The organism is Sphingomonas sp. Ag1 (genome assembly GCF_000980895.1).
GTDB lineage: Bacteria > Pseudomonadota > Alphaproteobacteria > Sphingomonadales > Sphingomonadaceae > Sphingomonas > Sphingomonas panaciterrae.
The window spans coordinates 1,092,414-1,114,670 of record NZ_LAZX01000094.1; the positions used below are offsets into that span (position 1 = coordinate 1,092,414).

Sequence of the window (22,257 nt, forward strand, 5' to 3'; positions counted from 1 at the left end):
GCTATCGTTTCTGCGTCACGGAACAAGCCGTGACGCCGCATCCCGGTTCCGCATCCCGCCTGCGCTCTTAACCTGAGTCAGGGTTTCTCTTCCCTAGATCCCCCGCGCCTCCGGCACATCGAGCGCGCTCAGCCGCGCCTCATGCCCCGCGCGGTCGATGCGGTAGAATTTCCACACCGCGATCGACAGGAAGCTCAGCGCCGTGACCAATGTCAGGAACGTCCAGCCAAGCGACGCCAGCGTTTCCGCTGGCACCTGCCCCGGCAGCGCGCGGGGCGGAAAGGCGATCAGCGTCAGGATCAAGCCCCCCATCACCGTTCCCATCGCAGTGATCAGCTTCTGGATGAACTGGTCGGCCGCCGTGATCAGCCCCTCCGACCGCCGCCCGGTCTTTGCCTGCGCATCCTCCACGATGTCCGCGATCATCGAACTGACCAGGATGAACCCGCCATAATAGAGCACCGCCGAGGAGAAGGCGAAGCCGACGAGCGTCGGCAGCAGCCGCGGATCGCCATTGTCGAAGAACAGGCCGGACAGCCGCAGCAGCAGCGGCGTGTTGACCAGGATCGTCCCGACGAAGAACAGCCCCATGCATGCCGGCTTCTTGCCGAACCGCCGCGACAGCATCGCGCCGACGATGGCCCCGAACGGCGTCGCGACGAACCCCGCGACCGTGGTGAGCAGCAAGGCCGACGCCGGCAGCCCCCAGATGAACGTCGCGACATAGGCCTCCAGCACGGTACGGATGCCAAAGCCGATGCCGGCAAGCGCCCCGGCGACCACCGCCACAGCCATGTTCCGGTTGCGCAGCGTCTCCGCCGCCTCGCGCAGCGACTGGCGCCACCCGCCGGTGCGCTCGGGCGGCTCGTACAAGACGCTGCGGTACCGCCGCGTGCCGAATGCGTTGACGAACATCGCGGTCAGCATCAGCAGCGCGGACGCAATTCCCAGCTTGCCATAGCCTGATCGCACCAGCTGCCCGACCGCGCCGGCCTCGGGCGACAGGAACCAGCCGAGGCCAAGGAAGGCGGTGATCATCGCCCCCACCGTGCCCAGCACCCAGCGCCAGGCGACCAGATTGGTGCGCACATGATATCCCGGCGCCAGTTCCGGCGTCAGCGCATTGGCCGGCACCTCGAAGAAACTGTAGCACAGGTTCAGCAGCATGGCGCACGCCAGCAGCCAGGCGAAGGTCATGCCGGGCGACATGCCGACCGGCGGGTTCCACAACATGGCGCACAGGATCGCGGTCGGGATCGGTGCGGCGAACATCAACGTGTGCCGCCGCCCCCAGCGCGATCGCAGCGTATCGGAAAAATGCCCGATCGCCGGGTCCCACACCGCATCGAAGGCGATGACGATGCCCAGCGCAAGGCTCACCGTCCACGCCTCCAGCCCGACGACCTGGCTGTAGAACAGGAGCATCAGCGACCGAAGATAGATGATCGATCCGCCCGCGATCGCGCCCGAACCATGCGCGACCTTCGTCGACAACGGCAGGGACGCGGGCGCAGGCCGTCTCGGTGTCTCCGCCACGCCGGCTGCAATGGTGGCCATGATCCTCTCCTACCGTGCGCCTGGATGCCCCAGGCTTGCAATGCCGTGCAGCGGCGCCCCCAATGCTGGGGCGTCCGCTGCGGAACTTCAGAACCTGAATTGCACTTCCACCCCGGCCTGGCGGGGGAAGGTGTAACTGTAGACCTGGCGGTAATTGGTCGCCGCGCCGGTCGAGAAGGCACCGTCATAGCCCAGCGTGTCGAACAGGTTGCGGGCGTAGAGGATCACGGTGATGCCATCGTCCGGCCGTGTGTAGGTGATGCGCGCATCGACCTGGTCCCACCCCGGCGCACGGCTGATCGGGCTTTCGAACACCGAATAATAAGCGTCTGACCGATAGGCGTAGCTCGCCGCCAGGAAGATGTGGTCGTTGGCGCCCACCTCGATATCGTAGAGGCCGGAAATGGCGACCTTGTGCTTCGATGCCGCGGGCAGCCGGTTGCCGGTGATGTCCTCCAGGATGTTGCCCGGCATCCCCTCATCGTCGAACCGCCGCGGCGCGCGCAGGATCTTGGTGTCGTTGAACGAATAATTGGCGGAGATTTCCAGCGACCGCGTGACGTTCCACGCGCTCTCCACCTCGATGCCCCACGACCGCGACTTGTTGATGTTGAAGAAATTGGTCGTGGTCAGCGTCGATCCCGGCCGCACCACCACGATCGGAATCTGCGCATTCTTGTAATCGTAATAGAAACCGGTGACGTTCAGCATCAGCGACGACAGCGGGCGGCTCTTCACGCCCACTTCGAATGCGTCGACGATCTCCTTGTCGACCACCGGGCTGTCGGCATAGCTCCCCAGGTTGAATCCGCCCGCCTTCAGGCCACGGCTGTAGCTGCCGAACACCAGCGTGTCGTTGTTCGCTTTCCAGTCGAGCCCCAGCCGCCAGGAAAAGCCCGACCAGCTGTCCTCCAGCTCGCGCGTCGCCGCGCCGACGCCCGGCAGGTTTAGGAGGAAGCGGGTCAGGTCCTGCGCCGCCGCCGCCGCGCCGCACGCGCCCAGCCCGACGACGGCCGCATCTGCCCCCGGCGTCAGCGTGCAATAGGTCGCCGCGCCCGCCGGCTGCCATTGGATCACGCGATAGCTTTCGAACCCGCGCTTCTTGTCCCAGGAATAACGCAGGCCAGCGGTCGCCTTCAGATCATCGACCAGCTCGTAATCGACCTGGCCAAACCCCGCGAGGCCGTCGGTGCGCAAATCCCCCGATCCGTCGTAAAAGGCGCGCCGCGGATTGGTGGGGCAATTGGGCACGATCGCGAAGGTCCCCGGCGCAACGCAGATCGGCGCCGCAATCCGCTGGCTCAGCGTGTCGCTATTGTCCCCATCGACGAACCAGGTGACTGGCTGGAAGTATTTCTCGTGGAATTGATACGCGCCGACGATCCAGTTGAAGCGGCCCTGCGTCGCATTGGATAACGTCAGCTCGTTGGTGTAGTATTTCTTGTCCTCCTGATAATCCTGCACATAGGTTGCATTGTAGGAATAGGTACGAAACGCATTGGCCAGCCCGAATGGCGCCAATGCCGGGATCGGCGCAGAACCGAAATTGGTCACCACCAGCTGGTTGGCGGTATAATCCAGGTCGGCGAACGCCTGATATTTATACTGTGTGTACCCCCCGACATATTTCAGCGCCACGCCGCCGATATCCGCGGTGAAGTTCGCGACGATGGTATGATTGTCGCTCAGCAGCGACTGGTTCAGCGTGTTGCTGTTGATCCGCCGCGGGTCGGTGACCGATGGATTGGGAACACCATAGCCGAATGCCGCTGCCGGGGTCAGCGAATTGTCCGTCGCCCCGTCAATGTCATTGGTGACATAGGGGCTGACCTGCGCGCCGATCGGATTGCTGTCGTTCCACTCGGCATGGCTGTATTTCAGCCACAACTGCGTGGTGTCGGAAAAATCATACTGAAGCTGCCCTTCCAGGAAGAAGCGATTGACGAACCCCTCGTCGCGGGACGTCGCGGTGCGCGCGATATTCTCGTACCGCGACCCCGTCGCCCGCGTGACCTGCGCGGACAGCCGGGCCTTCAGCCCGCCCACGATCGGCCCCGACAGATATCCTTCCGATACCAGCTGCAGATTATCGACGGACGAGCGCCACTCTCCGGCCTGCTCTTCCGTAGGCCGTTTTGAAATGACGTTGATGGCACCGCCCACCGAGTTGCGGCCGTAGAGCGTTCCCTGCGGCCCGCGCAGGAACTCCACCCGCTCGACGAACATCGGCGTCTTGGATGCCTCGGCATTGGACGCGGTGTAGAAACCGTCATTGTAGATCGCGACGCCCGGGTCCGATCCGATCGTGTTGGTCAGCCGCCCGATGCCGCGCAGCGACAGCCGGTCGAGCGACGATGAAAAGGTCAGCCCGGGCGTGAAGTTCGCAAAGTCCTGGATCGACCGAATGCCGCGCCGGTCCCGGTCGCTCGACTCAAAGACGCTGATCGCGATCGGCACGTCCTGGATCGATTCGGCCCGGCGTTGCGCGGTGACGACGATGTCGTTGATTGTCGCAAGATCGAATGGCGCCGGCGGCCCCGCCTGTGGCCCCGCCTGTGGCCCCGCCTGTGGCCCAGCCTGTGGAGCGCCGGCAACGCCTCCTGGCGCCGGGGGATTGCCGGGGTCGCTCGGGGGAACCGCCTGCACGCCCCCTTGCTCGCTCGCGTGCGCCGCCGCATGCCCACTCAGCAGCGCGATCGCTGTCGCGCCTGCCCGCATCCTCGCCTTCATCGCCGTTCCTCCTCCTGAAAGAGGCGGCCGGGGGCGCTCGCGTCGCTCCCGTGTCCGCTAGACCAAGGTCATCAGCTTCTCGTTTCCATGTATTGAGGGGCTCACCGCGCCATTCGGACGCGCGATGCGGGATGCCGTCGTCGACCACGCCAGCCACCGCCACCTGCTTGTGCGCGGCAGGATGTTCGATGCCGAAGGGTCGAGACGAAAGAGTGAAGGATCACACGCGTGGTGGCCGATGCCTCGCGGCATCGTTGCGCCGATCGACGGCCCGATGGGCCCGATCCGGCATGCCTGACCGATGGCCGGCGCGAATGGTTCCGCGTACCGCCGCATGATCTTCCTCTCCGTAACCAGTTTTGGAAGAACTGTCGCGACTGTCAAGTTTCAATAATGGCTATGGGTAGTGCCACGCGCCGAAATGGCCTATGTTCGTGCCGTGACACGCAGGATCTCCTCGGATCACGATCGTACCGCCCGCTTCACGCAGCGGCGCTCGCAGATCCTCGATGCGGCATCGGCGCAGATCAACCGCCACGGCGCGCGCGGCATGACGCTGACTGCCGTCGCCAGGGCGCTCGGCCTCGATACCAGCAGCGTGACTTATTATTTCAAGCGCAAGGATCAGCTCGCCGCCGCCTGCTACGAACGAACGCTCGACTGGGCGCTCGACACGGCGCGGGAGGCAGCACGCCAGCCGACCGCCGAGGCGCGGGTCCGCCACCTGATCGCCGCGCAATTCGATCTCTATCGCCGCGCGCGCGAGGGGAAGGCCGGCGACTTCGCCGTCCTGTCCGACATCGGCGCGCTGGACGCCAAAATCCGCGAGCCGCTGGAGGCGGCCTATTTCGAAAGCTTCGCGATCATCCGCGGCTTCTTCGCCCCCGCCGGCACGCCGGCGTCGGGATCGGGCTCGGCGATTGCGGCGACTCACCTCGCCGCCAGCCTGCAATGGCTCCCCGCCTGGATCGACCGTTACCAGACACGTGATTTCCCACGGGTGGAGGAACGGCTCTACGACGTTCTCGCGCATGGCCTCGCGCGCGGCGCGGCGCCCTGGCCGGCCAGCGTCGAACCGCTGCCGGTGGATGCGGCGGACAGCGCGCAGGGCCGCTTCCTCGCCGCCGCCACCCGTCTCATCAACGCCCATGGCTATGCCGGCGCCAGCGTGGAGCGGATCGCGGCCGAACTGGGGGTCAGCACCGGCAGCTTCTACCACCATCTCGACAACAAGGACGATCTGGTCCTCGCCTGCTTCCGGCGCTCGTTCGACACAATCGAGGCCGCCCAGGCCGAAGGGGACAGGCTCGGCCATGACGAGGGCGAGCGCCTCGGCATCAGCCTCGCGTCGCTGATCGGCCTTCAGTTCACTGACGACAGCCCGCTGCTGCGGATGAGCGCCTATCAGGCGCTGCCACTGGAGCTTCGCAGCGACATGCTCGCGCTCGCCGGGCAGCTCACCCGCCACGTCGCCGGCACGATCGCGGACGGCATTGCCGATGGCTCGATCCGGCCGGTCGACCCGCTGGTCGCCAGCCAGACGGTCATGGCGGCGGTCAGCGCGGCGTCCGACATGCGGCGCTGGGCGCAGGCGCGCGATCCGGTCGCGGCGGTGCAGGCCTATCTCGAACCGTTGCGGGCCGGAATTTTCCACTAGGCGGCCGCCGCTGACGCAGGCGAGGCCAATGGTCTCCGCTATCGATCCGCCGCCGTCGCCGCCGGGCCCGGGGGCGGTGCCTCGAACGTCGCCCAGTCGCCCTCCCCGCCCGGGTGCGGCGGATCGCCCGCAATACTGTTCGGCTCGACGATCGCCCCGGTCCGCAGCCGGTGCAGGTGCACCTTGGCGATCATGTTGGCGGAGATCGGCGCAGTGATGAACAGGAAGACGCAGATCAGCAGCTCATGCGCCGTCCACACCCCCAGCCGCGCCTGGAAGAAGATCATGGATCCGATCAGCAGCGCTCCCAGTCCCAGCGTCGTCGCCTTGGTCGGCCCGTGCAGCCGCTCCATCGTCGACGGCAGGCGCACCAGCCCCCAGCTGCCGATCAGCACGAACGCCGCGCCCAGCAGGATCAGCAAGGCAATGAGGGCCTCCACCGCCATGCTCATTCCACGATGTCCCCGCGCAGCACGAACTTGCAATAAGCGATCGTGCCGACAAACCCTACCATCGCCATCAGCAACGCCGCCTCGAAATAGGCGTTGGTCTCCCCGATCATCCCGATCAGGATGATGATCGCGATCGCATTGATCACCATCGTGTCCAGCGCCACGATCCGGTCGCCCAGCGCCGGACCGCGCATCAGCCGCCAGCAATTGCACAACAGCGCCAGGGACACGGCGGCAAAGGCGAGGTGGAGCGCCGTCCCGATCATGCGAACACCCGCTGCAACCGCGCCTCGTACCGCTGCTTGATGCGCGCGATCTCGGCTTCGGGATCGGGCACATCCAGCGCATGGACCAGCAGGAAGCGGCCGTCCGCCGACACGTCGGACGACACCGTCCCCGGCGTCAGGCTGATCGTCCCCGCCAGCACCGTGATCGCCTCGGGCGTGTCGAGCTCCAGCGGAATCACCAGCCAGCGCGCGCGCAGGTCGCGATTGCGGCGGAACAGGATGACAGCAGCGACCTGGAAATTGGCGACCACGATGTCGAACAGCACGATGGCCGTATAGACCAGCAGGTCGCGGCCGAACCGCACCTTCGGCCGGTCGGGCCAGAACGGCGCGGTGAAGCGCGGCAGCACCACCGCGAAGACGGCGCCCAGCACCAGCGCCCCGACCGACAGGGTGTTGGCCATTAACAGCCAGATGACGAGCAGCAGGGCCGACAGGCCGGGATGGGGCAACAGCTTCCTCATCGCCCGTCCGCCGATCCCAGCGTCGCCGTGATATAGGCCTGCGTGTCGAAAAGCTGGTCGGCCGCCGCCACTGCCCAGCCGCTCGCCGTGCCCGCCGCGATCGTCAGCGCAACCAGCGCGGCAATCGCTAGTGCGGGCCCGAGAAACGCGGCGCGCGACAATGGCGCGGCGGTGATCGCCGCCGCACCCGGCGCCGCCGCCTTCCAGAAGATCGTGCTGCCGGTGCGCGCGAACCCGATCACCGCCAGCAAGGTGGTGACAAGGATGGTTGCCCAGATCGCAGCCTGGGCCGGCATGTCCGCCGTGGCACGCAGCATCAGCAGCTTGCCGATGAAGCCCGACAAGGGCGGCAGCCCCGCCGCCGCGATCGCCGCCGCCAGGAACAGGAATCCCGTCGCCTGCTGCCCTGCGAAGCGCGGGGCCGCGACCGCCGCCTCGCCATATTGACCGCGCAGCCGCAGCGTCACGTCCGCGACCAAGAACAGCGCCGCGCCGGCAAAGGTCGAATGCATCAGATAATATATCGCGGCCGCCGTGGTCACCGGCGTCCAGTCGGACAGGACCAGCATCACCGTGCCGGTCGATCCCATTACCGCAAACGCCGCCTGCTCACGCAAGCCCCGCGCCGCCAGCACCCCGGCAAAGCCGAGCGCCGCCGTCAGCAGCGCGGCGGGAAACAGCCAGGGCGACGGCACCCATGCCGCTGCGCCTGCCCCGGCGCCGAAGATCAGCGGCACCACACGGATCAGGGCATAGACACCCACCTTTGTCATGATCGCGAACAACGCCGCCACGACGGGCATGGTCGCACTATAGGTCCGCGGCAGCCACAGGTGCAGCGGCACCGCCGCCGCCTTCAGCGCAAAAACCGCCGTCAGCAGCAGCCCCGCCGCCCGCATCAGGCCAGCGTCGCCAGGCGGCACCTCCGCCACCCGGCTCGCCAGATCGGCCATGTTGAGCGTACCGGTCAGCCCGTACAGCAGGCCCAGCGCGATCAGGAACAGCGCGGATCCGACAATATTGACGATGACATAGGCCACCCCCGCCTTCAGCCGCGCCGCGCCCTGCCCGTGCAGCATCAGGCCATAGGATGCGATCAGCAGGACCTCAAAAAACACGAACAGGTTGAACAGGTCGCCGGTCAGGAATGCGCCGTTCAGCCCCAGCAGTTGAAACTGGAACAAGGGATGGAAATGCCAGCCGCGCCGATCAGCGCCGGTCGCGAGCGCATGAATCATCACGATCACGCCCAGCACCCCCGCCAGCACCAGCATGGCGGTGGACAGGCGATCGAGCACCAGGACAATCCCGAACGGCGCCGGCCAATTGCCCAGGGGATAGGTGCGGATCACCCCGTCGGCCGCCTGCGCGAACAGGACGATGCCCGCCAGCAGCGACAGGATGCAGCCGATCAAAGACACGCCCGCGCCCAGATGCCGGCGCCGACGCATCACCAGCAGCGCCACCGCCGCCGTGATCGCCGGCAGCACCACCGGCGCGATCACCAGTTGATCGACCAGCGTCATGGCTGGCCCTCGATCTCGTCGGGCTCGATCCGGCCATCGACCTGGTCGGAGCCGCTTTCGAGGAAGCTGCGCAGCGACAGGATGACCACCAGGGCGGTCATGCCAAAGGTGATGACGATCGCGGTCAGGACCAGCGCCTGGGGCAGCGGATCGGTATGTTCCGCGACCGCCTTGTCATACAGCGGCGGCCGATTGACGATCAGCCGCCCGACCGCGAACAGGAACAGGTTTACCGCATAGGACAGCAGGGTGAGCCCCAGCACGACCTGAAAGGTGCGGCCCCGCAGCGACAGATAGACGCCGCCCGCGACCAGCGCGGCGATGGCGGTCGCCACCAGGAATTCCAGGCTCATGACGCGCCCCCGTCGTCGGGCTGGCGTGCCGCGCGCTGCGCCACATGGCTCAGTTGCGCCAGCGCCATGGTAACCGCGCCCAGCACCACGCAAGCAACGCCCGTATCGAACAGCATTGCCGTCGCCAGCTCGAACTCGCCGATCAGCGGCAGGTGGAAATAGCCGAAGCTGCTCGACAGGAACGGCGCGCCAAAGGCGAGCGAGCCGAGCCCCGTCGCCACCGCGATCAGGACGCCAAAGGCGATCAGCGGATGCTCGCCGATCTTCCGCCGCTCGTCGGTCCAGTCGAAACCGGACGCCAGATATTGCAGCAGGATGGCGATGGCGAACACCAGCGCCGCGACGAACCCGCCACCGGGCTGATTGTGGCCACGCAGGAAGATGTAAATGCCGACCAACAATGCGATCGGCAGCAGCAGCCGCGTCACCATCACGAACATCACCGGGTGGCGTTCGGGCGAATGCGGCATGTCGCTGCGCCACGCGCGCAGCCGCCGCCCCGCCACGCCGCGCACCGCCGGCTCTAGCAGCGCAAAGATCGCCAGCCCGGCAATGCCAAGCACGATGATCTCGCCCAACGTGTCAAAGGCGCGAAAATCGACGAGGGTCACGTTGACCACATTGGTCCCGCCCCCACCGGCGTAGCTGTTCGCCCAATGGAAGGCGGAAATCGTGTCGCCCTGCACCCGCGTCATGATCGCCCAGGCGCCCACGCCAGCGGCGCCGCCGACGAACAGCCCGAGCAGCCCGTCACGCACTCGCCGCCCCCTGCCCGACAGCAACCGCGGCGTCTTGGGCATCAGGTGAAGCGCGAGCAGCAGCAAAAGGATCGTGACCACTTCGACCGCGATCTGGGTCAGCGCCAAGTCCGGCGCGGACAGATGGATGAACGCCAGCGCCATCACCAGCCCGATGACGCTGATGAAGATCAGCACCAGGAACCGCTGCCGATGCATCAGGACAACCGCCAGCGTCGCGACCAGCAGCAGCAGCCAGGCAATGATTGCGGTCATGCTCGCCGGCGTTGTCGCCCGGTCGCCGGTGACGATCGTGCCGGCCACGCCGGCGCCATCGACGGCGAACAGCGCCGCGACCGCGAAAACCATCAGCAGCGCGCGTTGCAGCGACGGCGCGTGGATGGTGAGCGTCATCCGCCGCGTGGCGGCTATCAACGCCTCAAGCCAATGCTCGAACAGGGTCTTCGCATCTGGCGTCTTCCACGCCCGGACGCGTCGTTCCAGCAGCGGATAACCCGACAACAGCAGGGCACCGACCAGTACCGCACCGATACTCAGCACCAGGGCGACGTTGACCCCGTGCCAAAGCGCAAGGTCGACTTTCACCGCTGCGCCACCGGTCACTGCCGCTGCGGCCTCGATCACCAGCGGCCCGGCAATCGCCATCGGCAGCAGCCCCAATGCCAGCGCCAGGACAGCCAGCAGCAGCGAGGGTCCCAGCATCAGCGCGCCGGGGTCATGCGGCGCCGGCACATCGCCGGTGCGCGTACGTCCGACATAGAGGCCGATGGCGTAGCGCAAGGAATAGGCCACCGACAGCGTCGCACCGATCGCCGCCAGCGCCGGTACCAGCCACGGCTGCCCCAACGCCACGGTATGGGCGCTCTGCTCCAGCATCATTTCCTTGGAAATGAACCCGCCAAGCGGTGGCAGCCCGGCCATCGCCGCGGCAGCCAGCGTGCCGCCAACTGCGGTCAGCGGCATCAACTGCGCCAGCCCTCCCAGCCGACGGATGTCGCGCGTTCCGGTCTCGTGATCGACGATACCCGCGTTCATGAACAGCGCAGCCTTGAACGCGGCATGGTTGAGGATGTGGAATATCGCCGCCACTGCCGCCGCGGGCGTCGCAAAGCCGAGCAGCATCACCATCAGGCCCAACTGGCTGATCGTCGAATAGGCCAGGATCGCTTTCAGATCGTCACGGAACAATGCGACGCTCGCGCCGAAGATCAACGTGACCAGCCCGGTGGTCGCCACCAGCGCGAACCACAAATCGGTACCGGCCAGCACCGGCCACAGCCGCGCGAGCAGGAACACGCCCGCCTTCACCATCGTCGCCGAATGCAGATAGGCGCTCACCGGGGTTGGCGCGGCCATCGCGTGCGGCAGCCAGAAGTGAAACGGGAATTGCGCCGATTTGGTGAACGCGCCCAGCAGGATCAGCGTCAGTATTGCCGGGTAGAGCGGCGATTGCTGCACCAGTTCGCGCTGAGCCAGCACTGCGGGCAGCTCATAGGAGCCGGCGACCTGCCCCAGCAGCAGCACCCCGGCGATCAGCGCCAGCCCGCCGCCGCCCGTCACGGCCAGCGCCACCCGCGCGCCCTGTCGCGCGTCGGCCCGGTCGCGCCAAAAACCGATCAGGAGGAACGACGACAGGCTCGTCAGTTCCCAGAAGATCAGCATCAGCAGCAGGTTGCTCGACAGGGCAATGCCGATCATCGCGCCCTGGAACAGCATCAGGAACGACAGGAACCGCCCCGTCGCCTCCGCCCGCGCCAGATATCCTTGCGCATAGATGACGACGAGCAGGCCGATGCCAAGGATCAGCCCGGCGAACAGTAGCCCCAGCGGATCAAGCCACAGGCTGACGTCGAGGCCGAGCGCCGGTACCCACGGCACCTGCACCGCAATCGGCGCGCCTGCCAGAACCTCCTGCGCACGCGACAGCAGCAGCGCCAGCCCGGTCGCACTGGCCGACGCCGCAATGGCGACGTGCACCGAGCGCGGAAAGCGCGCCAACAGGCCGATCGCGACTGCGGCTGCGAACGGCAGCGCCAGAAGAACAAGAAGGGTCAAACGAGATCCTGCATCGTCTGGCCCCTCTTACATGCCTGCGCGCTCAGGTCGACCTGCGTTGATCCGCCGACCAAGCCAGCGCCGTGACGTGTCAGTCTGGCAGGGCGGCGGTGGCGATGATCTCCACCTTATAGTCCGGGGATGCGAGCTTCACCTCGCCCGTCGCGCGGGTCGGGGCATTGCCGCCGCCGATCCACTCTTCCCACACCATGTTCATGGCGTCGAAGTCGGCGATGTCCGCCAGCCAGATCGTCGCATGCAGCAGGTTCGACTTGTCGGTCCCGGCCAGGGCCAGCAGTGCGTCGATTTCGGCCAAAGTTGTCCGGGTCTGGGCCGAAATGTCCTCGCCGGGATTGCCCACCTGGCCGGACAGATACACGGTACGGCCGTGAATCACGACCTGGCTCATCCGGCCATCCTGGTCGATCCGGGTAATCGTCATCGCGTTTCTTCCCTTCAGTAGCGGTCGAGGCCCAGCCCATCGACGGGAATGGGCGGCTGCTTTCCGCTGATCATCGCCGCGGCAACCGCGCCCGATCCGCACGCCATCGTCCACCCCAGCGTGCCGTGGCCGGTGTTGAGGAACAGGTTCTTCACCTTTGTGGCGCCGATGATCGGCGGGCCGTCCGGCGTCATCGGGCGCAGCCCGCTCCAATACCCGGTCTCGCGCGTTTCCGCCGCGCCCGGGAAGAGATCGTTTAGGCAATGGAGCAACGTCGCCTCGCGGCGCGGGGGGAGCGAGCGGTCAAATCCGGAAATCTCCGCCATGCCCCCGACGCGGATCCGATCGCCCAATCGCGTGATCGCGATCTTGTACGTTTCGTCCAGCAGCGTTGATTCCGGTGCACGCGTCGTATCGGTGATCGGCACGGTGATCGAATAACCCTTGACCGGGTACACCGGCACCCGCAGCCCAACCGGCGCGACGACGTGCGGCGAATAGCTGCCCATCGCCACCAGATAGGCGTCGCCGCGGATCACCCCGGCGCTCGTCCGAACGCCGGTAATCGCTCCGCTTGCCTGCTCCAGCGCCTCCACGTTGGTGGACCAGCGGAAATCCACCCCCTCGGCCGCCAATCGCTCGGCAAGCTTGGTCGTGAAGATGTGGCAATCCCCGGTCTCATCATTGGGCAGACGAAGGCCGCCGGCGATCAGGTGCCGCGACGAGGCAAGACCCGGCTCCGCCCGCACGCAGCCATCGGCGTCCAGCAGTTGGAATGGTACGCCGTAGGAGCGAAGCACCTCGACATCCTTCGCGCTGCCCTCAACCTGCTTGGTCGTACGGAACAGCTGCAGCGTACCCTGCGCCCGTTCGTCATAGGCGATGCCCAGGCTCGTGCGCAGCGCGCGCAATTCATCGCGGCTGAACTCCGCCAGTCCCACCATGCGGCTCTTGTTCAGCGCGTAACGCTGCTCGGTGCAGTTGCGCAGCATCATCGCCAGCCACGCCAGCATCTGCGGGTCCAGCTTGGGCCGCAGGATCAAGGGCGCGTGGCGCATCATCAGCCATTTGATTGCCTTTGCCGGGATGCCGGGCGCTGCCCAGGGTGAGGCATAACCGGGCGAAATCTCGCCCGCATTGCCGAAGCTGGTTTCCAGCGCGGCGGCAGGCTGGCGGTCGACCACGACCACCTCATGCCCCTCTTGCCGAAGATAGTAAGCAGCAGTCACGCCGATCACACCGGCGCCGAGAACGACGACCTTCAACGTACCTCTCCAGCGATGCAGGCGGTGGCCATGCCGTGCTCCTTGTAGAAGCGCGCGTGCCGCCGGCCCAGGCTTGTCAAAATTTCGTAGGGGATGGTGCCGGCATCCGCGGCGACCTGGTCCAGGCTCTGCCCAGGGCCGATCAGTTCGACGAGGTCACCCTCGCCCAGCGCGCCCTCGTCCAGCGCGGTAATATCGACCATGATGCTGTCCATCGAGACCCGGCCGACGATCGGCAGTCGCTTGCCGTCGTGCCATGCAGCGCCCCGGTTGCTCAGCGCGCGCGGCCAGCCGTCCGCATAACCAATGGCCAGCGTCGCCAGCCGCCGCGTATCCGGTGCGGTGTAGGTCAACCCATAGCCTACGCCGGTGCCAGCAGCGATCTGGCGCGTCTGCAGGATGCGCGCGCGCAGGCCCACCACCGGCTGGATCACCGCCGCGCCCGGCGGCAGTGGCACGCCGTACAGGGCAATTCCGGCACGCACGACGTCATTGTGGAAAGCCGCCGGCAAGGCGCTTCCGAAACTGTTCGCGATCGATCGCGGCACGCCGGGGAATAGCGCGGTAAGCGCATCGAAGGTGCTCAATTGCGCGGCATTGCTCGGCGCACCCGGCTCGTCGGCCGATGCGAGGTGGGTCATCACCAGCCGCAGCTCCACCTCCGTGGCAAAGCCCGGATCACAGGCCACCCGCCGCGCTGTGGCGCCATCCACGCCCAGACGCGACATCCCGGTGTCGAACTGCAGCGCAGCCGGCAAACGCTGCCCGCGCCGACGCGCCGCCTCACGCCACCGCTGGAGCGCGCCGGGCGCATTGAGCGCCGGAACGAAGCCATGGTCTGCGCAGAGGTCCTCTGCCCCCGGATCGAGCCCGTTCAGGATCACGAGCGTGCAATCGTCGCCAAGAACGTCGTGAAGCTCGATTGCTTCGCACAATTGCGCGACAAAGAACGTCCGGCATCCCGCTTGGTACAGGGCCGGTACGGCGCGCCGTGCGCCAAGGCCATAAGCGTCCGCCTTGACGACGGCGCCGCATTGCGCGGGCGCGACATGATCGCGCAGGTTCCGGTAGTTTGCCGCGAGCGCGTCCAGATCGATCGTCAGCTCGCTGGAAAAGGTCATTTCGTGCGTCATCGCCCTTGGCATTATTGCGCGCATGGTGGATGCGGCACCTGCAAATGTCCGCTCCTTTCTGCGACGGATGTTGCGAAATATGGTGTTCATTAGCAAAAACCGCTCAATCTTCGAAGGATTCTGCAACCATGCTCGACGCGGTGGATCGTCGCATCCTGAACCAGTTGCGGCTCAACGCGCGGATCACGAATACGGCCCTCGCGCGGGAGGTCGGATTGTCGGAATCCGCTTGCCTTCGACGGCTGAAGATCATGGAGAAATCGGGCGTCATCCGCGGCTACACTGCCGTGGTCGCTGGCGTCGATACGGATGAGGGGACGGTCGCCATCGTCCAGGTCGAATTGCTGCGCCAGTCCGAGGAATATCTCTCCCGCTTCGAGGCCGCGATGCGCAAACATGCCCAGATTCGCGAATGGTACCTGCTCACCGGGATGGGCGATTACCTACTCCGCGTGCAGATCGCCGACATGGAGGATTATGCGACCTTCCACCGCGAAGTGCTCTCGCGGCTGCCGGGGGTCTCGCGCATCACGTCCAGTTTCGCGATGCGCAGCCACCGCAAGGCCTGAGGTCACGCGGCGCCTGGATCAGGCGACGGCAAGCTCGCGAAACGGCGCGCCGGTGCATGCGCGCACCTCGTCCCGCGTGACGCCGGGTGCCAGCTCAACCAGGGTCAGCCCCTCCTCACCGCATTGCATGACGCACCGGTCCGTGATCACCAGATCGACGCAGCGCGCGCCGGTCAGCGGCAGGGTGCAATTCTCCAGCACCTTCGGCTTCCCATGCTTCGACACGTGATCCATCACCACGATCACGCGCTTCACGCCGGCCACCAGGTCCATCGCCCCGCCGACGCCCTTCACCATCGCGCCCGGTATCGTCCAGTTCGCGATGTCACCGCGCGCCGAGACTTCCATCGCCCCAAGGATGGTCAGGTCGATATGCCCGCCGCGAATCATCCCGAAGCTGTCGGCGGAGGAGAAGAAGCTTGATGTCGGCAGCAGGCTGATCGTCTGCTTGCCCGCATTGACCAGGTCGGGATCAACCTCATCGTCATAGGGGAATGGCCCCATGCCCAGCATGCCGTTTTCCGACTGAAGGATCACGTCGATCCCTGCCGGAATGTGATTGGCCACCAGCGTCGGAATGCCGATGCCCAGGTTGACGTAATCACCATCGCGCAATTCGCGCGCGGCACGCGCCGCCATTTGGTCGCGAGTCCAGGCCATCACGCCACCTCCCGGGGTCGAGTCATCAGCTTCTCGATGCGCTTTTCGTTGATCGTGCATTGGACGATGCGGTCGACGTAGATGCCGGGCGTATGGACCAGATCGGGGTCGATGCTCCCGGCGGGCACGATCTCCTCCACCTCGACGACCGTGACTCGGGCTGCGGTCGCCATCTCGGGATTGAAGTTTCGAGCGGTGCGGCGGAACACCAGATTGCCCGCGGGGTCCGCCTTCCACGCCTTCACGATGGCAAGGTCTGCGCGCAGCCAAGTCTCGCGCACATAGTCCCGCCCCTCGAACATCTCCGCCGGCTTGCCTTCGGCCAGCAGGGTGCCCGCCCCCGTTGCGGTGTAGAAGGCGGGGATGCCAGCCCCGCCCGCACGGATGCGCTCCGCCAACGTCCCTTGCGGCGTCAGCTCCAGCTCCAGCTCGCCCGACAGATATTGCTGCTCGAACAGCTTGTTGTCGCCAACATAGGACGCGATCATCTTCGTGATCTGCCGCGATTGGAGCAGCATCCACAGGCCGAAGTTGTTCGCGCCCGCGTTGTTCGAGATGACCGTCAGCCGCTGGACCCCGGAGGCCCTGATCTCGGGGATCAGGCTCTCCGGGTTGCCCGTCAGGCCGAAGCCGCCTGACATGATGGTCATGCCGTCGAACAGCACGCCCTCCAGCGCCGCTGCCGGGCTGTCGTAGATCTTGGAGCGCATCGCCGTGCCTCAGGCCTGGTGGATTGCCTTGACGTTCAGGAACGGCTCCAGCCCCTCGCGCCCGCCCTCGCTGCCGAAGCCGCTGTGCTTGACCCCGCCGAACGGCGAATCCGCGCCGCTGATGGCAAAGCTGTTGATGCCCACCATGCCTGCCTCGATCGCATCCGACACACGCGCGGCACGGCGTCCGTTCTCGGTAAACATGAACGATGCCAGGCCATACGGCAGGCGATTGGCGCTGCTGATCGCCTCTTCCTCGGTGTCAAACGGCTGGATCAGGGCGACCGGGCCGAACGGCTCGTTCGACATGATGTCCGCCTCCAGCGGCACGTCGGCCAGCACGGTCGGCTGATAGAAGAAGCCGCCATCGATCCGGCCGCCACCCGCCATCACCCGCGCGCCGCGAGACACGGCATCGTCAACCAGCGCCTCGATCGCATCCGGCCGGCGACCATGCGCCAGCGGCCCCATCTTGGTGTCGGGGTCCATGCCGTTGCCCACGGCAACGCCGCGCGTACGCGCCGCAAAGCCATTGGCGAACTTCTCGTAGATGCTGCGCTGGACGTAGAAGCGCGTCGGCGACACGCAGACCTGGCCCGCGTTGCGGAACTTCTGCGGCACGACCATGTCGAGCGTACGCTCCAGATCGCAATCGTCGAAGATCAGGACCGGCGCATGACCGCCCAATTCCATCGTCGTACGCTTCAGGTCCTCCGCCGCCAGCTTCATCAAATGACGTCCCACCGGCACCGATCCGGTGAAGCTCAGCGCGCGTACCACCGGCGATCCCAGGATGTGCCGGCTGACAAGATCCGGATCACCGAAGACGAGCTGCAGCACCTCGCCCGGCAGGCCGGCGTCGAGCAGGCAGCGGACGGCCGCGCTGGTGCAGCCGGGCGTCTCCTCGGGCGGCTTGGCCACGACCGAGCAGCCCGCCGCCAGCGCCGGTGCCAGCTTCTTGATCATCAGATAAACCGGGAAATTCCACGGCGTGAACGAGGCCACCGGGCCCACCGGCTGGCGAATCACGATCGAACGTGACCCCGCCGGGCGCATCAGCACCCGTCCGTCGATCCGCGTCGCTTCCGCCGCATAGAAATCGAGCAGTTCGGCGCTGGCACCCACTTCGCCGCGCGCCTCGCCGATCGGCTTGCCCTGCTCGGTGGTCAGCAAGGTGGCGATCGCCTCCACCCGCTCGCGCATCAGCGTCGCCGCCTTGTGCAGGACCGCCGCGCGCTGCGCAGGTTCGGTGTTGCGCCACGTCACGAAACCACGGCCGACCGAGTCCAGCGCCCGGTCGAGGTCTTCCTTGGAGGCGAGCGGTACCGCCGCGATCGCATCGCCGTTTGCCGGGTTCAGCACGGGCTGCGCGTCGCGTCCTTCGCTGCCCTGCCACGCGCCGTCCACGAACAACTGCAATTCAGTATCGTAAGCCATAATCCTCCGCGCGGGACGATCGTTGCGCCCCGACTGTTGATGTTCGCATAGCGCCGGAAAGTTCGCTTTACGAGCAAAATTCGCGGCGATATGGCTCTACCATGACTGAAGCACTTAGCGGAAAGACCATCCTTCTGACCGGCGCGTCGAAGGGCATCGGGGCAGCAACGGCGCGCATCCTGCTCGATGCCGGCGCGCACCTGATCGCCCATTATGGCAGCGACGAAGCCGGCGCGCGGCGGGCAGTCGACGGCTATCCCGAAGACCGCGTGACGCTGCTCTCCGCCAACCTCGGCGACCGCGCATCGACGCTGGCGTTGTGGGATGCGGCGCTTGCGTGGCGTGGGCGGATCGACGTGCTCGTCAACAATGCGGCGGTGATGCCGTTCAACGGCGCCTTCGATGGGCCGGATGAGGATTTCGAGGCGGCGTGGGACCAGTCGCTGGAGGTCAACGTGCGCGGGCCAGCGCGACTGATGCGCGCGGCCGTGAACCACTTCAAAGAGGCCGGAGGTGGTGCGATCGTCTCCATTTCGAGCTGGGCAGCGCAGCGCGGCGTCACCAATCCGGCCACCATCGCTTATGGTGCGTCGAAGGCGGCGGTGCGATCCGCCACCCAGTCGATCGCGCGCGCCTACGCTCGCGACAATATCCAGGCCTATATCATCGCGCCCGGCGTCGTCCGCACGCGCTTGTCAGAGGAGTTTGCCGCCAGCCAGGGCGGCGAGGAGGCGGTCAACGCCACCTTGGCGAGCGGCGAATGGGTCACACCTGAGGAAGTCGGCAACATCGTCGCCTTCGTCGCCAGCGGCGCGGCGCGGCAGCTGTCGGGCGCGACGCTGGACGTGAACGGCGCGACGTACATCCGCTGACATGCGCATCACCCTGCCCGGAGCGGAACGCCGCGGCTCACCCTTCGAGCTGACCTTTGATGGGGAGACGATCAAGGCGTGGCCGGGCGAAAGCGTCGCCGCTGCGCTGACCTCGGCGGGCAAGCGCGCGCTGCGGGAGGCGTCTACCGGCGCGCGCCGCGGCATGTGGTGTGGCATGGGGGTGTGCGGCGAATGCCGGGTGGAGGTGGACGGCGCAGTGCGCCTCGCCTGCATGACCCCGGCGAAACCTGACCAGCAGATCAAGCAGGCGCCTAACCGCGTCGTGGCAGGCGAAAGGACGATATTGCCCGCCCCCCGCGCGGCTACGGTGGAGACCCCCGACGTGCTGGTCGTCGGCGCTGGACCGGCGGGTTTGTCCGCCGCGCGCATCGCGGCAGCCACCGGGCTCGACGTCCTGATCGCGGACGAGCGCGCAATGGCGGGCGGGCAGTATTTCAAGCAGCCGGCCGGTGCCTTTGCGATCGATCCTGAACGCAGCGATCGGCAGACCGCCGAGGGGCGAGCGCTCATTGGGCAGACACTGGCGGCCGGCGCGCGCCTGCTGCATGGGCGTACGATGTGGGCCGCCACACGAGACGAGGCGGGGCAGCTGTCGATCAGCCTTTCCGGTGATGCAGGCGCGGTGGTGGTTCGACCGAAGCGGCTGGTGCTGGCGATGGGCGCCTATGAGCGGGCGTGGCCGGTGCCCGGCTGGACGCTGCCGGGCGTCATGACGGCGGGGGCGGCGCAGACGTTGCTGCGCGCCTATGCGACCGCGCCGGGGCGGCGCGTGCTGGTGGCGGGCAATGGCCCGCTCAACATTCAGGTTGCGCGCGAATTGCTGCGCGCAGGATGTGAGGTGGTGGCGCTGGTCGAGGCTGCACCGGCACCGGGGCCCAGACGCACGCTCGATGTGCTTCGCATGGCCAAGGCTGCACCAAGGCTGGTGATGGATGGCGCGGGGATGCTGGCTGCGTTGCGCCGGGCGAAGGTGCCGATGCTGTACGGCCATGTGGTGACCGGGATCGAGGGCTTCGACAAAGCGGAGAGGGTCACGGTCGCGAGGACCGATGCCGACGGTACGATCGTCCCCGGCAGCGAGCGGTCGTTCGAGGTTGATGCGGTGTGCCTGGGCTATGGCTTCCTGCCGCAAGCGGAGGCGGCGCGGGCGCTGGGATGCGCGACGGAGAGCAGCGCCGACGGCACGATCCGCGTCGTGCGCGACGATGCCGGGCACACCACGATCGAGGATGTTCAGGTGATCGGCGACGGCGGCGGGCTGGGCGGCGCGCGGATCGCGATGGCGCAGGGCGTGCTTGGCGGCGCGGCGCTGGTGGAGGCGCTGGGCGGGCGACCTGTTGCCGCCGCGGAGCGTGCGAAGGCGGTTCGCGAGTTGGGGCGGCATCGTGTGTTCCAGGATGCGCTGTGGCGCATCTACGCGCCCGTGGGGCTGCCGAATTTGCGGCCTGATGCGCTGCTGTGCCGGTGTGAAAGCGTGCCTGTTTCGGCCGTGAATTCGCTGCTGGCGGCCGGTCTGCGGGATATTTCGGCCATCAAGCGCGCAACCCGCGCGGGCATGGGCGCGTGCGGGGGAAGATATTGCGCCGCCGTGATCGAAGCGCGCCTGAAAGCGGCCGGCGAGGGCAACGTGGCCACCGCGCTGCCGGGCTTTGCGCCGCGCGCCCCGTTCAAGCCGACGACGATCGATCAGATCGTCGCTACCGCAACGAATGGTCGCATAAAGAACGAAAGTTCGACAGAAGAACATTGACTGGCCGGAGGGTCATTGTCATTCGACGCAGCGGGGAGGGCTGCCGTGCTGCGCCTGTGCTGGATCGTATCGTTTCTGATTGCTGTGGTGGCAGGCGGGATGGCGCATGCGCGCACGCTGGAGGATGTCCGCCAATCGGGTGAGATCCGCGTCGGGGTGAACCCCAATTTCCCGCCGATGAGCAGCTATGGCGACGACAACCGGCTCGCCGGTTTCGACGTCGATGTGGCGCGGCGCATCGCCGACGCGCTCGGCGTCAAATTGACGCTGGTGCCGACCGAGGCCGCGCAGCGGGTCCCGTTCCTGGTGTCGGGCCGCATCGACATGTCGATGGGCGCGCTGACCATCACGCCCGAACGCCAGGCGCTGATCGATTTCACCATTCCGCTCCATTCGGAAGCGATGGGGGTCATCACCACCGATCGCGTGAAGGCGGAGCGCTGGGAGGATCTGAACCGCCCCGACATCACGCTGGTCAACATGCGCGGCAACCAGTCGGTCAGCGTGCTGCAGGAAAAGCTGCCCCTGCCCCGCCGCCTGCTGGTCGACGGCAACGCCGACACGATCCGCGCGATCGCGCAGGGGCGCGCCGACGCGCTGATCGAGAACACCGATTTCTTCCTGGGCTTCACGCGCAACTATCCCGAGGTCAAATGGCGCGTCCTGCCCGACCCCATCTTCGCCGCCTGGTGCGGAATTGGCGTCGCCAAGGGCAATGCCAGCCTTCAGGCCGAACTCGACCGCGTGCTCCATGCGCTGCACAAGGACGGCAGCATCGCCGCCATGTGGCGCAACCATTATGCCGCGGACATGAGCGTGCCGGTGGGCGAGGAGCAGATCGCGCCCGCGCTGCGCGATCGTCCCGCCGCCACGCAGGCGGAGAGCAGCGGCTACGCCTTCGATTTCAGCGGGGTGATCGGCCAGATCCCCTACCTGCTGGGCGGCGCGGCGATATCGCTGCAGATCGCGTTCCTCGCCTTCATCATCGGCGCCTCGATCGGCCTCGGCGGCGCGATGGCGCTGCTTTATGCGGCAGGGCCGGTTCGCAGCTTCGTCAGCGGCTATGTGACGCTATTCACCAACACGCCTGCGCTGGTGCAGATCTTCCTCATTTATTACGCGCTGCCGGACGCGGGGATCAAACTGGGCTCGTTCACTGCGGTGGTCATTGGCCTGACGCTTAACGCCGGCGCCTATCTGACCGAGATCATCCGCGCGGGCGTCGCATCGGTGCGGCCGGCGGAACTCGAGGCGGCGAGCGTCCTTGGTCTCCACCGCCGCGACGTGATGACTCATGTCATCGTGCCGCACGTGTTGCGCACGGTGTACCGCCCGCTGGCCAATTTCTTCATCGTGCTGGTGCTCGGCAGCTCGATGGCCGCGCTGTTCGGCGTCGAGGAACTGACCGGCCGCGCGATCAACGTCAGCACCACGAGCCTGCGCACGATCGAGACGTTCGCCGTCGCGGGCCTCATCTACATCGCCCTGACCCTGATCGCCTCCGCGGCGCTGGCGTGGTTCGGGCGCACCTTCTTCCGCGTCCGCACGGGGGCCTGACC

Annotated in this window: 19 protein-coding genes; 5 read left to right on the forward strand and 14 right to left on the reverse strand. The window is 66.7% G+C overall.

Going from position 1 to position 22,257, the window contains the following annotated elements:
- Positions 1–93 precede the first annotated feature (93 nt).
- Together XM50_RS18120 and XM50_RS18125 are read right to left on the reverse strand one after the other, a co-directional pair.
- Positions 94–1,557 (reverse strand): MFS transporter, encoded by a 1,464-nt coding sequence (locus XM50_RS18120; protein WP_046411410.1) that lies wholly within the window; start codon positions 1,555–1,557, stop codon positions 94–96.
- An 87-nt stretch (positions 1,558–1,644) separates the two neighbouring features.
- Positions 1,645–4,287, reverse strand: coding sequence for a TonB-dependent receptor (locus tag XM50_RS18125; RefSeq protein WP_082103189.1), 2,643 nt, complete (start codon positions 4,285–4,287; stop codon positions 1,645–1,647).
- A 406-nt stretch (positions 4,288–4,693) separates the two neighbouring features.
- On the opposite strand from XM50_RS18125, the gene XM50_RS18130 reads away from it, so the two are divergent.
- Complete coding sequence (locus tag XM50_RS18130; protein WP_156167297.1) at positions 4,694–5,944, forward strand: TetR/AcrR family transcriptional regulator; 1,251 nt, start codon at positions 4,694–4,696, stop codon at positions 5,942–5,944.
- A gap of 38 nt (positions 5,945–5,982) precedes the next feature.
- Here the strand turns inward: XM50_RS18130 and XM50_RS18135 are convergent, their stop codons facing one another.
- The 9 genes from XM50_RS18135 to alr all read right to left on the reverse strand — a co-directional run bounded on the left by XM50_RS18135 (position 5,983) and on the right by alr (position 14,667).
- Positions 5,983–6,396: a Na+/H+ antiporter subunit G gene (locus XM50_RS18135; RefSeq protein ID WP_046411415.1), complete on the reverse strand. Its 414-nt coding sequence runs from the start codon at positions 6,394–6,396 to the stop codon at positions 5,983–5,985.
- Positions 6,393–6,662: a K+/H+ antiporter subunit F gene (locus tag XM50_RS18140; RefSeq protein ID WP_046411417.1), complete on the reverse strand. Its 270-nt coding sequence runs from the start codon at positions 6,660–6,662 to the stop codon at positions 6,393–6,395. Before XM50_RS18140 ends, XM50_RS18135 begins: the two co-directional genes overlap by 4 nt.
- Positions 6,659–7,147 (reverse strand): Na+/H+ antiporter subunit E, encoded by a 489-nt coding sequence (locus XM50_RS18145; protein WP_046411419.1) that lies wholly within the window; start codon positions 7,145–7,147, stop codon positions 6,659–6,661. The genes XM50_RS18140 and XM50_RS18145 overlap by 4 nt, the downstream gene beginning before the upstream one ends.
- Complete coding sequence (locus XM50_RS18150; protein ID WP_046411421.1) at positions 7,144–8,673, reverse strand: monovalent cation/H+ antiporter subunit D; 1,530 nt, start codon at positions 8,671–8,673, stop codon at positions 7,144–7,146. The genes XM50_RS18145 and XM50_RS18150 overlap by 4 nt, the downstream gene beginning before the upstream one ends.
- Positions 8,670–9,026, reverse strand: coding sequence for a Na+/H+ antiporter subunit C (locus XM50_RS18155; protein WP_197075587.1), 357 nt, complete (start codon positions 9,024–9,026; stop codon positions 8,670–8,672). Before XM50_RS18155 ends, XM50_RS18150 begins: the two co-directional genes overlap by 4 nt.
- Complete coding sequence (locus tag XM50_RS18160; protein ID WP_046411423.1) at positions 9,023–11,839, reverse strand: monovalent cation/H+ antiporter subunit A; 2,817 nt, start codon at positions 11,837–11,839, stop codon at positions 9,023–9,025. The genes XM50_RS18155 and XM50_RS18160 overlap by 4 nt, the downstream gene beginning before the upstream one ends.
- A 91-nt stretch (positions 11,840–11,930) precedes the next feature.
- Entirely contained in the window at positions 11,931–12,281 is a 351-nt protein-coding gene (locus XM50_RS18165) for a RidA family protein (protein ID WP_046411425.1), read from the reverse strand.
- A gap of 14 nt (positions 12,282–12,295) precedes the next feature.
- Positions 12,296–13,546, reverse strand: a complete 1,251-nt coding sequence (locus XM50_RS18170) for a D-amino acid dehydrogenase (protein ID WP_046411427.1) — start codon at positions 13,544–13,546, stop codon at positions 12,296–12,298.
- Positions 13,543–14,667 (reverse strand): alanine racemase, encoded by a 1,125-nt coding sequence (gene alr, locus XM50_RS18175; protein ID WP_197075588.1) that lies wholly within the window; start codon positions 14,665–14,667, stop codon positions 13,543–13,545. The genes XM50_RS18170 and alr overlap by 4 nt, the downstream gene beginning before the upstream one ends.
- 140 nt (positions 14,668–14,807) lie before the next feature.
- Here alr and XM50_RS18180 point away from each other — a divergent pair, with 140 nt between their 5' ends.
- Positions 14,808–15,248 carry an Lrp/AsnC family transcriptional regulator gene (locus tag XM50_RS18180; protein ID WP_046411430.1) on the forward strand — a complete coding sequence of 147 codons (441 nt, stop codon included), beginning with the start codon at positions 14,808–14,810 and terminating at the stop codon, positions 15,246–15,248.
- Positions 15,249–15,266: 18 nt separating this feature from the next.
- Here XM50_RS18180 and XM50_RS18185 read toward each other — a convergent pair whose 3' ends face one another.
- From XM50_RS18185 to XM50_RS18195, 3 genes are read right to left on the reverse strand one after another with little or no spacing between them, the layout of a single operon-like run.
- Entirely contained in the window at positions 15,267–15,908 is a 642-nt protein-coding gene (locus XM50_RS18185) for a 3-oxoacid CoA-transferase subunit B (RefSeq protein WP_046411432.1), read from the reverse strand.
- Entirely contained in the window at positions 15,908–16,618 is a 711-nt protein-coding gene (locus XM50_RS18190; protein ID WP_046411434.1) for a CoA transferase subunit A, read from the reverse strand. The genes XM50_RS18185 and XM50_RS18190 overlap by 1 nt, the downstream gene beginning before the upstream one ends.
- 9 nt (positions 16,619–16,627) lie before the next feature.
- Positions 16,628–18,055: an NAD-dependent succinate-semialdehyde dehydrogenase gene (locus XM50_RS18195; RefSeq protein ID WP_046411437.1), complete on the reverse strand. Its 1,428-nt coding sequence runs from the start codon at positions 18,053–18,055 to the stop codon at positions 16,628–16,630.
- Positions 18,056–18,156: 101 nt separating this feature from the next.
- Between XM50_RS18195 and XM50_RS18200 the strand changes: the two genes are divergently transcribed.
- Genes XM50_RS18200 through XM50_RS19820 form a run of 3 tightly spaced genes read left to right on the forward strand, consistent with a single transcriptional unit; the run spans position 18,157 to position 22,255 of the window.
- Positions 18,157–18,927 (forward strand): SDR family NAD(P)-dependent oxidoreductase, encoded by a 771-nt coding sequence (locus XM50_RS18200; RefSeq protein WP_046411439.1) that lies wholly within the window; start codon positions 18,157–18,159, stop codon positions 18,925–18,927.
- Position 18,928: 1 nt separating this feature from the next.
- Positions 18,929–20,698, forward strand: coding sequence for an FAD-dependent oxidoreductase (locus XM50_RS18205; protein WP_052742648.1), 1,770 nt, complete (start codon positions 18,929–18,931; stop codon positions 20,696–20,698).
- 15 nt (positions 20,699–20,713) lie between these two features.
- On the forward strand, positions 20,714–22,255 hold the full coding sequence (locus tag XM50_RS19820) for an ABC transporter substrate-binding protein/permease (RefSeq protein ID WP_197075589.1): 1,542 nt from the start codon (positions 20,714–20,716) through the stop codon (positions 22,253–22,255).
- The last annotated feature ends 2 nt before the right edge of the window (positions 22,256–22,257 follow it).

Excerpts from the sequence above, each read along its gene's own strand:
- XM50_RS18140 (WP_046411417.1), bottom strand. The coding sequence starts at position 6,662 with ATGATCGGGACGGCGCTCCACCTCGCCTTTGCCGCCGTGTCCCTGGCG.
- XM50_RS18180 (WP_046411430.1), top strand. The coding sequence starts at position 14,808 with ATGCTCGACGCGGTGGATCGTCGCATCCTGAACCAGTTGCGGCTCAAC.
- XM50_RS18185 (WP_046411432.1), bottom strand. The coding sequence starts at position 15,908 with ATGGCCTGGACTCGCGACCAAATGGCGGCGCGTGCCGCGCGCGAATTG.
- XM50_RS18165 (WP_046411425.1), bottom strand. The coding sequence starts at position 12,281 with ATGACGATTACCCGGATCGACCAGGATGGCCGGATGAGCCAGGTCGTG.
- XM50_RS18125 (WP_082103189.1), bottom strand. The coding sequence starts at position 4,287 with ATGAAGGCGAGGATGCGGGCAGGCGCGACAGCGATCGCGCTGCTGAGT.
- alr (WP_197075588.1), bottom strand. The coding sequence starts at position 14,667 with ATGACCTTTTCCAGCGAGCTGACGATCGATCTGGACGCGCTCGCGGCA.
- XM50_RS18155 (WP_197075587.1), bottom strand. The coding sequence starts at position 9,026 with ATGAGCCTGGAATTCCTGGTGGCGACCGCCATCGCCGCGCTGGTCGCG.
- XM50_RS18190 (WP_046411434.1), bottom strand. The coding sequence starts at position 16,618 with ATGCGCTCCAAGATCTACGACAGCCCGGCAGCGGCGCTGGAGGGCGTG.
- XM50_RS18120 (WP_046411410.1), bottom strand. The coding sequence starts at position 1,557 with ATGGCCACCATTGCAGCCGGCGTGGCGGAGACACCGAGACGGCCTGCG.
- XM50_RS18200 (WP_046411439.1), top strand. The coding sequence starts at position 18,157 with ATGACTGAAGCACTTAGCGGAAAGACCATCCTTCTGACCGGCGCGTCG.
- XM50_RS18195 (WP_046411437.1), bottom strand. The coding sequence starts at position 18,055 with ATGGCTTACGATACTGAATTGCAGTTGTTCGTGGACGGCGCGTGGCAG.
- XM50_RS18205 (WP_052742648.1), top strand. The coding sequence starts at position 18,929 with ATGCGCATCACCCTGCCCGGAGCGGAACGCCGCGGCTCACCCTTCGAG.
- XM50_RS18145 (WP_046411419.1), bottom strand. The coding sequence starts at position 7,147 with ATGAGGAAGCTGTTGCCCCATCCCGGCCTGTCGGCCCTGCTGCTCGTC.
- XM50_RS18150 (WP_046411421.1), bottom strand. The coding sequence starts at position 8,673 with ATGACGCTGGTCGATCAACTGGTGATCGCGCCGGTGGTGCTGCCGGCG.
- XM50_RS18135 (WP_046411415.1), bottom strand. The coding sequence starts at position 6,396 with ATGAGCATGGCGGTGGAGGCCCTCATTGCCTTGCTGATCCTGCTGGGC.